Below are 13,633 nucleotides of genomic sequence, written 5' to 3' on the forward strand. Positions count from 1 at the left end.
TTGCGCAAATCACTATCCTGATGGAACTTCGCGCCTTTCTGGACTCGATAAGGATGCGAGCAGTGGAGTTTGAAAGGAATCAATTTATGATTTTTGTGTTGCCGCCCTACATTGGCAGCATCGATGTAGGGATCTTTGCAATCGCGCTAGTGGGGGCGGGGTCTTCGATGTTCTTCAATCGGAGTAAGTACCAAGTGTGAAAATAGCGATGGCGGTTCCTGATAAAGGAGCCGCCGTAGCCTTTGTTGTGCTGGTTTTATCCACGAAAAAAGATGTCGTGTCCCGAATGAGGTTTACACCTGTTTCAGGACCCTCTAAAAATTCAGCCGTTTCGATAGATGTAGCTATACGCGTTAATCGCCGGTACACCACCGAGATGTGCATAAAGCACCTTCGACCCCTCCGGGAAAAACCCCTGGCGGACGAGATCAATGAGGCCCTGCATGGATTTTCCCTCATAGACCGGATCCGTCATCATGCCTTCCATGCGAGCGCACAAACGGATAGCTGCATTGGTTTCTTCTGATGGAATGCCATAGGCCGGATAAGCATATTCTTCTTTAAGGACTACATCGTCAGCGGTGATTTCCTGGCCAAGCCCAATAAGCTGCGCCGTATGCTGAGCGATTGCCAATACTTGTGTTTTGGTTTGCTCAGGCGTGGCAGAGGCGTCGATACCAATCACATTGCGAGCACGACCATCCTTGGCGAACCCCACCAGCATGCCCGCATGGGTGGAGCCAGTCACCGTGCAGACGATGATGTAATCAAATTTGATTCCCATGCTGGCTTCTTGCTCGCGTACTTCTTCGGCGAAGCCGACATAGCCCAGACCTCCATATTTGTGCATGGACGCGCCGGCAGGAATTGCATACGGTTTGCCTCCTTTCGCCTTGACGTCTTCTAGCGCCCGCTCCCAGCTCTCGCGAATACCGATATCGAAACCTTCGTCGACGAATTCAATTTCCGCCCCCAGCACTCGGCTCATTAGAATATTCCCAACCCGGTCGTAGACCGCATCCGGGAATGGAACCCAGCTTTCTTGAACGAGACGGCACTTCATACCGAGTTTGGCTGCGACAGCCGCGACCTGGCGCGTGTGGTTTGACTGGACGCCACCGATGGAAACCAGCGTATCTGCCTGCGAGGCAATGGCATCGGGAATGATGTATTCCAGCTTGCGGATCTTGTTGCCGCCAAACGCAAGTCCGGAGTTGCAATCCTCTCGTTTGGCATAGAGCTCGATGTTGCCACCAAGACATGCCGACAGACGATTCAGTTTCTCGATCGGCGTTGGGCCAAACATGAGTGGATAGCGTTCAAATTTTTCCAACATGACGGTTCTCCAGATCAGGAATGAACCGTTTTTAGTCTAGCAGAGCACCTGTGAGGGAGTTGCGTGTTAGGCACCGCGATCCCAAAAAGCAAAATCCCCGTATCAGCGAGTGATTACGGGGATTTCCAGTCTATCGAGGTCCGTGTAAATCCACGGTTCCTGTTACACGTTAAACCAGAAGTCATGGGGTATAGGCCTTATAAAGTTATATTTCAGTAAGGTTCAACATGCTTCATACTCGGTTTTGCGCCCGGTTTGGATGCTGTGTATGACTTTACTTTCACGGTAGCTGCGTTGCTCTCGGTACGTTGTGCGGCCTATGGGAGGACACCTACCACGTATCTTCAACAGTCTGGACGAAGTTGAAAAAGAGCCCTATCAACTGCGCGGGCGATTGTGCTGGAGCATAGTGGCGAACTGGCGGTGCACAGGCTTGAAGGCGGTGGATTGGAGGCGTGGGTGGTGGCCGATGCAGGGCGTGTAACACCACGCACATTGAAGGCCCTAAGGGACTTCACGCAGATACTGCAAGGCCTTTCAGGGCTGACTCAAACGAGTCAGGCTATGGGGTTACTTACAGGCTCAGGCACTGCTGTTGCGGAAACTGCCGGGTGTGATGCCGACTACTTTTTTGAAGGCTCGGGTCATGTGGCTTTGGTCGAAGAAGCCGCAAGTGAATGACGCTTCTGCGAGACTGGACCCGGTGCGCAGCAGTTTTTGGACCTGGGCGATTCTTTTCTGGATTTGATAGCTGTGGGGGGAGACGCCAACGCTTTTTTTGAACACCCGGATCAGGTAAAGAGGGTCAAGGTTCACCAGTTGCGCCAGTTCTTCCAGAGACAGATGTTTGTCGAACTCGTCTTCGAGCTTCCTCTTGATCTTTTGCACTGCGTGCTGCTCAGCCGCACTGACTGGTTCGATGGGCGCTCCGCTGCGCTCGAAGAGCTGCGTCACCAGATCCAGCAGGATAGTTTCCCGTTCAAGGCTGGAGGGGGATTTTTCAATGATTTGATGTTGATGCAAAAAGGTCCGGGCGAAGTCGGGAGCCTGGCTAAGAGCTGTTTGAAAAAGATGAATATGATCGTCTGAAAAACGCCCTTGAAACACCATCCGATTGACCCATTCGGGGTCGATATAGAGCATTCGATACATCCAGCCTTCATCATGGCCTGGTAAGCCGTCGTGGATCTCCCCGGGGGTAATGGTGACCACACTGCCAGCGACCCCCATGTAGTAACTGCCGCGATAAAAAAGCTTTTCAACACCGCTACTTATAACGCCGATAGCGTACCGGTCATGTGAATGTCGGCCGAAAGATTGAGTGCTGTAACGCGCAGATAACAACTCACAGTCGCCTTCGGGTATACGCCAGAATTGAACAAAGTCCTTGTCTTTTTGAGGGGCTTTGTTTCGGCGATTCTCGTCCATGAATTGTCCAGTTTTGTGCAATACGTATGAAAAAAAGGTCGCTAAATTTAGCACCTATTTCATAACACAAGCTAGGGGATGCGATGTCTACAAAACTGGTAGTTGGGGATTTTAATAAGTCTTCATGGTCATTTCGTGCGTGGCTGGTTCTTGTGACAGCGGATGTTGCATTTGAAACCCTTCAGATCAAACTGGAACAAAGCGACACCCGCCAGCGCATTCTGGAGCACTCGCCTTCCGGCAAGGTACCGGCGCTGCTGCTTGATGATGTTGTCATCAACGACAGCCTGGCCATCAGCGAATACATTGCCGGCACATATCCGGCCGCCAACCTTTGGCCCCAAGATTCATTGGTCAAGGCCCTGGCACGAGCTGCTGCGGCAGAGATGCACTCCGGTTTCACCCACCTGCGCACGCAGATGTCGTTTGGCCTGAACACCGGTGACATCCCAGAAAACCTAACCGCCGAGACCCGAGAGGAAATCATGCGGGTATTCGCTATCTGGAACCAACTCCGTGAGGTGAGTGGTTCAACACAATTCCTCTGCGGTGACTTCGGCATTGTTGATGCGATGTTTGTTCCGGTGGTGTTCCGCTTCCGTCGTTATGGTATTGCCATCCCTGCACAACTGCAGGGCTATGTTGACAACATTCTGGCTTATGCACCGGTACAACAATGGTTGAAGTTGGCCTCGCAAGAAGTTTAAAGAGTTGTGTTGCTGCTAACTATTAAAGCCAATTAAAAATTAGTTGTTTTTTTTGACTCGTGGCAGAAAAGACCTTTGGGGATTTTCTGCTTTGTCGAGTCTGATATTTGTTGCAGGGAGGGGAGAAGTTATGAGCGTTCATAAAGTTAATGCCAGGGATTCGGGACGTGACGGACAAGTCTATGATGTAATCGGAATAGGTTTTGGGCCGGCTAATATCGCATTGGCCATTGCTTTGGAAGAGTTGGCGTTTGCCGGGACGCGACTATTTCTTGAGCGCCATTCCAGTACGAAATGGCAACCGGAGATGATGCTGGCGGGCAGCGATATTCAGAATCATCCGAGCCGCGACCTGGTGACCCCGCGCAACCCTCGTAGTCGCTACACCTTCACCAATTTCCTGTTCGAAAATGATCGGCTTTTTGAGCACCTAAACCTAGGTCTGGAATTTCCCCTGCGCAGCGAATTCGCGGAGTACGTGCGCTGGGTTGCGGGGTTCTTTGCCAAGGACGTGGCTTACAACCAGACCGTGACGACCATTCAGGTGGACCCTGTAAGCAACCTGTATTGCGTGACCACTCAGGCCGGAAATCAGTTTTTTGCCCGTTCGCTGGTGCTCGCACCGGGTCGTACGCCGGTGATCCCCCAAGTGTTCGCAGACTGCGCCCCGGATCAGGTTTTCCATCTGACTCAGTACCTCGGGCGTTTGGCACAACTGGCCCAACAGCGCGAGCTGAAACGGGTCGCGGTGGTCGGCGGCAGCCAGAGTGCGATCGAGATCATGCTGCACCTGCGCCATAGCTACCCGCAACTGGAAATCATCAACGTGCAGCGCGGCTATGGTTTCCGCCTCAAGGACACCAGCCAGTTCAGCGAGCACGTGTACTTTCCGTCCTTTGTCGACGAGTACTACAACAGCTCCGCCGAGGCGAAAAAGAACATCAACCGCCACCTGCATTACACCAACTATTCCGCTGCCGACGCCGACGTGATCGCAGAGTTGTATGTGGGGATGTATGAAGACAAGTTGCAGGGTAAAAACAGGATTACGATCAAGAACTTCAGCGAAGTCCAGCATTGCGCACCCACGGCGCAGGGCTACTCGTTGACGGTACTCGACACTCAAGGCCAAACCGCCGAACAACTGTCTGACCTCGACGCTGTCGTGCTAGCCACGGGGTTCCGCAACCTGGGCACGGGCGCACAGGACGAGCGTTTCCCAATCATTCTGCAAGACCTTGCCGAAAGCCTGGACTGTGATGCCCAGGGCGTGATTCGCATCGGTCGCGATTATCGCCTGTCTGCGCGCAAGGGTTGCAGCTTGCCAGCGCTTTACCTCAATGGCTTGTGCGAGTCGTCCCACGGCTACGGCGATGCAGGCTCCTTCAGCCTGTTGTCTTTACGTGCCCGAGATATTTTCAGTTCGTTGAGCGAGCAACTGGGGCTGGAAGAGCGTGCAGAAAAAATAGCCTGAGTCGCGATTGAATCGAACGCTGAACCTCGACCCCCTTATATGAGTAGGCAGTAAATGGAAATTTCAGGAATGGATGAGTTGGGTATATTCGCTGAGGTCGAGTCCCAGGCGCGCAGTTATTGCCGCAGTTTTCCGGTGGTTTTCGACCAGGCTCAAGGCAGCTATCTGTATGACCTCAAGGGGCAGGCGTACATCGACTTTCTAAGTTGCGCCGGCTCAGTCAACTACGGCCACAACCCCAGGCCGGTCAAGGCCGCGGTGATTGACTACTTGCAGCGTGATGGGATTCAGGCTGCATTGGATATGCACAGCCGGGCCAAGCAAGAATTCCTCTTCAACTTCCGCAAGATCATCCTCGAACCGCGAGCGCTGTCTTACAAGATGCAGTTCACGTCGCCCACCGGCACCAGCGTGGTGGAATCGGCGATCAAACTGGCTCGCAAGGTTACCGGACGACAGCATATCGTGGCCTTCACCAATGGCTTTCACGGCATGTCCAATACCTCCCTGGGCTTGACCGGCAACCGCGACAACCGCCAGCCCAGCGTCGACCCTCATGTGATTCGCATGCCCTACGACGGTTACCTGAAGGGGCTGGACTCCGTCGAGTACTTCGAGCGGCTGTTGAACGACAACAGCTCGGGCATGGATAAACCGGCTGCGGTCATCCTGGAAACCATCCAGGGCGAAGGCGGGATCAACGTAGCGTCCGCTGACTGGTTGGTCCGATTGCGCAAGCTGACTGCGGAGCACGACATCCTGTTGATTATTGATGATATCCAGGCCGGTTGTGGCCGCACGGGGACCTTCTTCAGTTTTGAACCATCCGGTATCACGCCAGATATGGTCTGCCTGTCGAAGTCCCTTAGTGGTTACGGCTTGCCGTTCGCACTGTTGCTGCATCGCCCGGAGCTGGATCAGTGGGCGCCAGGCGAAGACAACGGCACATTCCGCGGTAACACGCTGGCCTTTGTTGCGGCGACCAAGACGCTGCAGGAATTCTGGGGCGACGATCGTTTGGTCAAACATATCCAGGCTAATGAAGCGTTGCTCAAGACCTGGCTCGGCGTAGTGACCGAACGCTTCGCTGTGCACATTAAACAGGTGCGTGGTCGCGGATTGTTTTATGGCATCGAGTTCCACGATGCCTCACTGGCCGCCGCGGTCATGCGTGCTTGCTTTGCACGTCGTTTGATCATTGAGCGCTGCGGTCCTGAAGATCAGGTGCTCAAACTGATGCCGGCTCTGACTATCGACACCAAAACCTTGGAGGCGGGTCTGGAAAGTATTTTCGAGGCTATGCACCAAGTGCTGGAACAAGCCACGTTTAGCGAACCGGACAGTGACACGGATACTCTGGTTTTTATCAATGAGGTTTCTCATGTCGACTAATAACAATCGGGCAATCATTGAATTGACCATCGGTGGACTGATGCTCAGTCTGTCTGCTCTAGCCGTCGCTTTCGCCCATATCGGCGCGGGTGGCGCAGGGTTCTATCGGATGGTGTTCGCCTCGATCCTGTTCTTCCTGCTGCTCAAGGTGCGCAAAACACCGGTGCTGCTCAAAAGCGCCAAGGCGCAGCTATACACTGCGTTGGCTGGGGTGTTTTTGGCCATCGACCTGGTGCTCTGGCACCAGAGCATCTATATCGTCGGCCCGGGCATCGGGTCGATCCTGACCAACTGTCAGGTGTTCTTCATGACCCTACTGGGGTTGTACCTGTTGAAGGAAAAACCTTCGATCTACTTCCTGGTATCCATTACCTTGGCATTTGTTGGGCTCTATCTGTTGTTGCTACCCGAGATGACCAGTGCGGTAGGGATCAAGGGCGTGGTGTATGGCGTGCTGTCGGGGCTGGCGTATGCCATCTGCGTGTACTTCCTGAAGATCAACACTCAGTTGCCTGACGGCGGGGGTGACAAGATCGCACAAATGCTCAATTTGAGTCTTTGGGCGGCACTGGTACTTCTGACATACGCGCTGGCAACTGGGGAAAGCTTGGCCATCGTGGATGGGCAAACCTTGCTGATGCTGATCATATACGGGGTATTGGTGCAGTTTGTCGGCTGGTTGCTGGTCAACCGGTCGATCGGAGCTATCAGCCTGGGGTTGGCCGGTCTGATCCTGTTACTGGAGCCGGTGATCACGTATTTTATTGATGTCACCTTTCTCGGGAAGGCCAGCTCCACGCTGCAGATTTGCGGCGCGCTGCTGACTATCTTTGCGGTTTACATCGGCTCAATCAAACCGCCTGAGAAAGCGCACCCTTTACCCGAAGCGACCTGACAGAAGGTGTATCACGGCGGTATCGTGAACGACGGGCTGCCGTGACCCTAGCCAATACGTTACGCGCAGGCCCGCAAGGTCTGCGTGTAGTCGTTTCTATCCGTTCCCGGACCTGGCAGATCGTGCCAGCTCACAAAAAAGGATGAGAAAAAACTACTGAATCTCCGGCTAATCGTTCTTATCGGGTCGCTATCCAGGGAACCGCGTCGGCTATTGACGGGCGTTTATCAAGGACCTGGCACATCTGTCTTTTATTTTGCTTGGCAAGATATCCTCAATTTTTTCCGAGCGATCTCGTTAGCGTCCATTCATCATGCCTTGTGTGAGCTTACGCTTGAATTGCCAGGATTTGCCTAGACGAACAGTGAGTAAATGGATGGTCAGCAAATAGTAATATCGTGTCGATTCAGAACGCTGGCTCATGTGGTAATTAAGAAACCAGGCGAGATGCTTTTGCTGCCAGGTCCAGGGATTGTCTCGCTGCCATCGCTGTTGGATGGCCGCTTGTATGAATCGGGCTTGCCGTAGGTGTCGTTGCTGCGTGGCTTGCGAACCGCTCAGCACGCCGCTCAGGAGCAGTGCCATGTCGAAGGACTTGGTCACGCTTTGCCTCCAATGTAGGCTGAAACCACATCGATGCGGTGATGACCGAGCTCAAGGCTGATCTGTTGGCGCGCCCGTTGATCAAGGTCGCGGTACAGGCGATGGCCGTGGCCGCTCTCGACCGGAGCGGCGTGCCCAGTGAGCAGCTCGTAACGTTCGCAAGCGTAGGCCGCTCTCAATTCATGAAATCCCTTCAACCCTTGTTCATGCAGTATTTCGCGGGCAGAGCGCACGGTTTGTTGCAAGAACGTGGCGTAGCTTTCATCTCGGGCTAGCAAGTTGCGGCTGCCGACCGGTGATGCGCTTTGAGCCAGCAGTAACGCGCTTTTCACTTGTTCATTAGCCGCGACCCATCGTGGTGCCGAAGCTCCCGAACGACCGCCTTTGGTGCCGTCCTGGATGTTGATACGACCAAACCTCTCGGCTTCACGTTGTAATCGAGGCAGATCAGCCAGGATCGCTTCGCGCAGACGCATGCCAGTTTCGCGAGCCAAGTGCACGATGGCGCAGACGCGATGGTGTCCCTGATTGCGGAGTGCCTGAGTAATGCGCTCAATCTGCTGCCGATCCTGCCCTTGTGGCGCGACGGTGCGGATTGTCGAACGCTGCCGCCCTAACGTCTGGCTCGGGCTCAGGACTTTCACATGCTGATCACCGCGCAGCGCCGCGAGTGTGCGGTTGACGCTGGACAATCGGTTTTGCGCGGTGGCGATGTTGAGGTCGCCGTGGTCGATTTGCTGGCGAAGGTACTGGGCATAGTTGAATAGCGTCTGCCGATCGATTTGCCGCGCATCGTTGTAGCCAGGGCCTTGCTCAGACCGGCACCACTTAACGAATGCCAGCCAACGATCACTGTGGGCTTTGACCGTGGCGAAATGGCCGCCACCGAACAGATCCTTGAGCGTCTGCGGACCGGCGTAGCTCAGTTGGCGGCCATAACCGAAGTTGCGACCGTCACGCCTGCCGACCAGGGCCATCCTGGAGCTCCTTCGCCTGTTGGCACAGGTAAGCCAGTAGCTCGCGCCACTGGCCGTTCACGGGGGGAAGTTGGCCCCAGTCATTGGGACGAAAACACAGCCGGTTGTCCAGGCAGAACAACTCGGCACCTTCCTGGTGTAGGCGCTCAATCAGATCGCTGATGTGTGAGCCGTCCCCTTGGTTTTTGGCGACAGCGGCGACAGTGGCGACAAGCCCCGTGGTACCTGGCGTGGAGCGTGGCGACAAAGTGGCGACAGTGGTGGCGACAAGTTGTAAATGATGAGCGTTTTTCGCCTGGGCGCGCCGGTTGCGTAGGGCTTCATTGAGTCGAAACATGGCGTACCTCGAAGTGGTGTCCGTCGGTCCCCAGCCATTGATGAGTGATCAACTCGACCAACAGGGCCAGCGTGAGATGGCTGCTTTTGCGGGCGAAGCGCGGGCCGTTGCGTAACAGATCTCGAACCGTGAAAGGTGGCCACTGTTTTTCCTGCAGCCAGCGCAGCAGCCGATCGGCTTCTTCCCGCTGGGTGTTGATCGGTTCCTGCTCGGTCAGCCGTTGGATCTCGGTCAGGTAATAATCCATCAGCGAGGAAGCGCGCTGAATGTGGGTAACTTCGATCATTTCGCGGTCTTCCAGTACCGCAAAGACGCCGGCGATCCGTAGCAGATTGTCCGAGGCCTTGGAGGCGCTGGGTCGCACATTGGCCAGTTCGTCGAACTCGCCGAGCTGGGCTTCGATGGTGTCGTGCAGGTTGATCCAGGTTTGCCGGGCCAGGCTTCTCAGGGGCAGGGCTTTGGGGTGTAACGCGCCATCGCTGCCGATTGCCCAGGGACGTTGCAGCAGGTCGGTGATTCGCTGGGTGTAGCGTTTGAGGCTGATGTCTTGGGTGAGATCCACCGGCTGATAAAAGCGCTGTCCGGCCAAGCTCTGTGGCCAGGTGATCAGGCAGCGGGCGAAGATGCCTTGGCCGTTGAGCAGCGGATCCTTGAGTAGCTGTCCCGCCAAATACGGTTGCAGCATCAAATGCAGGCTCAAGCGCCTGTCATAGGCGCGCAGGCTTTCCCCGGTCATGGAGCGAGAGCGATCGATGGGGTTGCCGTCCCACAGGCACGACAAGGTGGTCACCGCCTTGAGGCGGTTGTCCCGGCTCATGGTACTACTGCCGAGGAATTGGCCTCCCTCGTCGCTGAACAGCCCCATGCTGGGCAGACCCAAACACAGGCTTTTGGTCAGGGCTTCGATGGTCGGTTCGCTGCTGATCAGTCGTGGTGCTACGGGCTCTGGCTCTATCTGGATTGGCGTGTCGGTATGGCTATCGATCGTTGCCATCTGCTTCTGAGATTGCACCAGCGTGGCGCGGTAGCGACTGAGTTTTTCGTGGTAGGCCTGCCACTGCTGGCGTTCCCAATCGCGGGCTGGCTGTAAGGCCAGCTTATCCACCGCCGTCTTGCGATCACCGGAAGCCGCAATAGTGAGCAGGTACAGTGACAGCGGATAGGCCCGGCCATCCAGCTGCACATTGGCATGCCCCTGAGTGGCCAAGGCCGAGGTAGCCAGCACCGATTGCGCCGCCATGGCCTGCGGCACACCCATCACTTCGGCCATGCGCTCGACGGCCGGTCCCAGCAGATCACCGAGGGCGGCCACCGGATAATCTAATGGCGTCGGGTTGGCCTCCAGCAAGGGTTGCGGCGGCAAGCTCCAGGTTGATTGCAGCATCATCTGTCTCCTGTTCAGCAGTTGTTTCCCTCACGCTCCCGCCACGGATGTTGAGTGTTATCAGGGATGAAGGCCCCTGCGACCTGTGAGGGTGTTCACTGACGCGGAACGAACGGCTCTGTACGACCAAGAGCGCGGGCATTTCCCATCGATCTGGCCTCCTGAACGCATCCGAGGATGCGGGCGGGTGGAGGCTGCATCGGTTGACGAATCCGGCACCGCGAGATCATGGGGGGGAGGGCATCATCTTCGCGAGCGGGGCATGCCTGACTGTCAGTCAAGTGCAGCCTGTCCTGGGCTGCTGCACCGTCGCCAGCGATAATGCGAGACGTGTCGAATCGGTTTTGTCACGCCGATTGTCACGCGGTGAGTTGTCGCAGAACCCGATCAGATGTGGGCTGCAGCAGGGTGATGAGCGCCCGTCTCTTTCTAGGATAAAGAGACGGGCGCAGTCTGGCGCAGCGAGATGGGCCAAGGGAGGAGGTTGCTGCAGAGCAGTTGGTGATGATGCAGGCAGTCTGCTGCACAGACGCTTTGGAGCAGTGGGCATCCATCACAACGGTGTTGTGACCGTGCGAGCCACCGGACGCTGATCGCACTTAGGATTGAACCACCGCGCTGTGGCGTAGCCTTGAAGGTTCGGGCTACCTGGGCTGGTGCTGTCAACGACAGCTATCCACAGGGCTTGGTTTAAGCCCGGTCTCGCTGTGGGTCAACCGCTGTTTTGGGAGGTGCGTTGCGCAAGTTGAGGCCACTGGAAGGCCTTGGGAGTCTGTGGGTTTCGGTAGCGATGTAGCCATTCGTCGGGTTTGTCGTGTGAGCCCTTATCACCGGGAATGCGGAGCCTTCCCTGCGATAAGGGCTTGGCCGGAAGAGCGAAGCAGTGAATCTGAAGTGGCGACTGTCGCCAATATTGTCGCCACCTTCCAGCCCCGCGCCGACGGGGGTTGTCGCCACTGTCGCCGCTGTCGCCAGTAGGTAAAGGAGCTATTTACTACCGATTCGTACTTCGACTGAGGGGGGTGATGTTGCTTTTGCCGAGAATCCATACATCAAGCATGTCTGCCCACTGCTGCATCATCTTCGTACGATCCGCCAGGTACTCCGCATGGTTATAGGTACGCCGTACCGCATTGGGCTCGACGTGGGCGAGTTGCCGCTCGATCCAGTCGGCGGGATAGCCCATCTCGTTGAGCCGGGTACTTCCCGTGGTTCTGGTGGCGTGGGGGCTGTATTTGCCGCTCCACCCCAGAGCTTTGAGCATCTGCCGGAATGAAGCCGCGACCATCGGCTTAGTTCGCTCGTCGCGGTGGGGGAACAAGTGTTCATATCTGCCCGTGACGGTATGCAGAGCTCGCAGCATGTCCATTGCCTGGGTGGGTAGAGGAGCAATGTGTTCCTTGCGCTTTTTCATCCGCTCAGCGGGAATCCGCCAGCGGCCGGCGTCCAGATCAAACTCATCCCACCTTGCTTCCACTACTTCGTTCGGTCGGCAGAGCGTCAGCCACATCAGGCGGAATGCGGTAATGGTTTCGTGGCGACCGCAATGTCCCTCGACGTCCCTCTCGACCATTCTTTCGAGCTTGGGCCTCTTCCGGAGTTTCGCCCCGAGGCGCGATCGCATAGTCGCCAATCGCGAAGGTGCTCTCCTTGGCCGTGTCTGCGGTTCGAAGCTCGAAACGGTAGCGCCACGCTTTTGAGCCGTTGGGTTTGACCTCTAGGTGCAGCCCCTTTCCGTCGGTGAGCTTGTAGGGCTTGTCCTTGGGCTTTGCGGTGCGGCATTGAGTATCGGTGAGCATGGGCTGATCTCCGAATTTCCGTCGTACCCGGTTTTTAAAACCGGCTTTAGGCGTCATACCCGGTAGCGTACCCATCAACAACTCAGATCACAATGGAGGATGATGGTGATCCCAAGACGCAAAAATCCCCGTATCAGCGAGTGATTACGGGGATTTCCAGTCTATCGAGTTCCGTGTAAATCCACGGTTCCTGTTACACGTTAAAACGGAAGTGCATCACGTCGCCGTCTTTAACGATGTAATCCTTGCCTTCCAGGCGCCATTTTCCAGCTTCTTTGGCGCCGGCTTCGCCCTTGTACTGAATGAAGTCGTCATAAGCGATGACTTCGGCGCGGATGAAGCCTTTTTCGAAGTCGGTGTGGATCACGCCGGCGGCTTGTGGCGCGGTAGCGCCGACGCGGACGGTCCAGGCGCGGACTTCTTCGACACCGGCGGTGAAGTAGGTCTGCAGGTGCAGCATTTCGTAGCCGGCGCGGATTACGCGGTTCAGGCCCGGCTCTTCGAGGCCCAGGGCTTCGAGGAACATGTCTTTCTCTTCACCGTCTTCCAGTTCGGCGATTTCGGCTTCAATCTTGTTGCAGACCGGCACCACCATGGCGCCTTCTTCTTCGGCGATGGCTTTGACGATGTCCAGCAGCGGGTTGTTCTCGAAACCGTCTTCAGCGACGTTGGCGATATACATGACCGGCTTGGTGGTCAGCAGATGGAAGCCACGAATCACCGCTTTGTCGTCGGCGCCCATGTTCTTCATCAGCGTGCGCGCTGGCTTGCCGAGGGTGAAGTGAGCGATCAATTGCTCCAGCAGGCCTTTCTGGACCACGGCGTCCTTGTCACCCCCTTTGGCGTTGCGGGCGACTTTCTGCAGTTGCTTCTCGCAGCTGTCGAGGTCAGCGAAGATCAGTTCCAGGTCGATGATCTCGATGTCGCGTTTCGGGTCGACGCTGTTGGAGACGTGAATCACGTTCTCGTCTTCGAAGCAGCGGACCACGTGAGCGATGGCATCGGTCTCGCGAATGTTGGCGAGGAACTTGTTGCCCAGACCTTCACCTTTCGAGGCTCCGGCCACCAGGCCGGCGATGTCGACGAATTCCATGGTGGTCGGCAGGATGCGCTTTGGATTGACGATGGCTGCCAGGGCTTCCAGACGCGGATCCGGCATCGGCACGATACCGGTGTTCGGCTCGATAGTGCAGAAGGGGAAGTTCTCGGCCGCGATCCCGGATTTGGTCAGGGCGTTGAACAGGGTGGACTTGCCGACGTTAGGCAGGCCGACGATGCCGCAATTGAATCCCATGGTGTTT

The 13,633-nt window shown here is 56.1% G+C and carries 12 protein-coding genes and 1 pseudogene; 4 read left to right on the forward strand and 9 right to left on the reverse strand.

Going from position 1 to position 13,633, the window contains the following annotated elements; all coding sequences use genetic code 11:
• Positions 1-322: 322 nt before the first annotated feature.
• Both ABH909_RS08280 and ABH909_RS08285 read right to left on the reverse strand, forming a co-directional pair.
• Entirely contained in the window at positions 323-1,336 is a 1,014-nt protein-coding gene (locus tag ABH909_RS08280; RefSeq protein ID WP_429432060.1) for a 1-aminocyclopropane-1-carboxylate deaminase, read from the reverse strand.
• Between the two features lie 582 nt (positions 1,337-1,918).
• Positions 1,919-2,764: a helix-turn-helix domain-containing protein gene (locus ABH909_RS08285; protein WP_429432063.1), complete on the reverse strand. Its 846-nt coding sequence runs from the start codon at positions 2,762-2,764 to the stop codon at positions 1,919-1,921.
• Between the two features lie 83 nt (positions 2,765-2,847).
• On the opposite strand from ABH909_RS08285, the gene ABH909_RS08290 reads away from it, so the two are divergent.
• The 4 genes from ABH909_RS08290 (at position 2,848) to ABH909_RS08305 (ending at position 7,232) form a co-directional block, all read left to right on the forward strand.
• Positions 2,848-3,471, forward strand: coding sequence for a glutathione S-transferase family protein (locus ABH909_RS08290; RefSeq protein WP_429432066.1), 624 nt, complete (start codon positions 2,848-2,850; stop codon positions 3,469-3,471).
• A gap of 130 nt (positions 3,472-3,601) precedes the next feature.
• Positions 3,602-4,945: a SidA/IucD/PvdA family monooxygenase gene (locus ABH909_RS08295; RefSeq protein WP_429432069.1), complete on the forward strand. Its 1,344-nt coding sequence runs from the start codon at positions 3,602-3,604 to the stop codon at positions 4,943-4,945.
• Positions 4,946-5,014: 69 nt separating this feature from the next.
• Complete coding sequence (gene ectB / locus ABH909_RS08300; RefSeq protein ID WP_429439783.1) at positions 5,015-6,337, forward strand: diaminobutyrate--2-oxoglutarate transaminase; 1,323 nt, start codon at positions 5,015-5,017, stop codon at positions 6,335-6,337.
• Positions 6,327-7,232 (forward strand): DMT family transporter, encoded by a 906-nt coding sequence (locus tag ABH909_RS08305; protein ID WP_429432072.1) that lies wholly within the window; start codon positions 6,327-6,329, stop codon positions 7,230-7,232. Before ectB ends, ABH909_RS08305 begins: the two co-directional genes overlap by 11 nt.
• Positions 7,233-7,529: 297 nt before the next feature.
• On the opposite strand, the gene ABH909_RS08310 is transcribed toward ABH909_RS08305, so the two are convergent.
• From ABH909_RS08310 to ychF, 7 genes and pseudogenes are all read right to left on the reverse strand, one after another.
• Positions 7,530-7,835: a hypothetical protein gene (locus ABH909_RS08310; RefSeq protein WP_429432075.1), complete on the reverse strand. Its 306-nt coding sequence runs from the start codon at positions 7,833-7,835 to the stop codon at positions 7,530-7,532.
• Complete coding sequence (locus tag ABH909_RS08315) at positions 7,832-8,812, reverse strand: integrase domain-containing protein (RefSeq protein WP_429432078.1); 981 nt, start codon at positions 8,810-8,812, stop codon at positions 7,832-7,834. The genes ABH909_RS08310 and ABH909_RS08315 overlap by 4 nt, the downstream gene beginning before the upstream one ends.
• Positions 8,790-9,149, reverse strand: coding sequence for a hypothetical protein (locus ABH909_RS08320; RefSeq protein WP_429432081.1), 360 nt, complete (start codon positions 9,147-9,149; stop codon positions 8,790-8,792). Before ABH909_RS08320 ends, ABH909_RS08315 begins: the two co-directional genes overlap by 23 nt.
• Positions 9,133-10,533 carry a YfjI family protein gene (locus tag ABH909_RS08325; RefSeq protein ID WP_429439785.1) on the reverse strand — a complete coding sequence of 467 codons (1,401 nt, stop codon included), beginning with the start codon at positions 10,531-10,533 and terminating at the stop codon, positions 9,133-9,135. The genes ABH909_RS08320 and ABH909_RS08325 overlap by 17 nt, the downstream gene beginning before the upstream one ends.
• Before the next feature lie 994 nt (positions 10,534-11,527).
• Positions 11,528-12,049: pseudogene (locus ABH909_RS08330) on the reverse strand (tyrosine-type recombinase/integrase); the annotation flags it as partial.
• Positions 11,991-12,407: an Arm DNA-binding domain-containing protein gene (locus ABH909_RS08335; RefSeq protein WP_429432084.1), complete on the reverse strand. Its 417-nt coding sequence runs from the start codon at positions 12,405-12,407 to the stop codon at positions 11,991-11,993. The pseudogene ABH909_RS08330 and the gene ABH909_RS08335, both read right to left, overlap by 59 nt.
• 118 nt (positions 12,408-12,525) lie before the next feature.
• On the reverse strand, positions 12,526-13,626 hold the full coding sequence (ychF, locus tag ABH909_RS08340) for a redox-regulated ATPase YchF (protein ID WP_010458288.1): 1,101 nt from the start codon (positions 13,624-13,626) through the stop codon (positions 12,526-12,528).
• Positions 13,627-13,633 lie beyond the last annotated feature (7 nt).

Origin of the sequence: Pseudomonas sp. BS3782 TE3695 (assembly GCF_050435305.1) — a bacterium.
In the GTDB taxonomy this organism is placed as follows: domain Bacteria; phylum Pseudomonadota; class Gammaproteobacteria; order Pseudomonadales; family Pseudomonadaceae; genus Aquipseudomonas.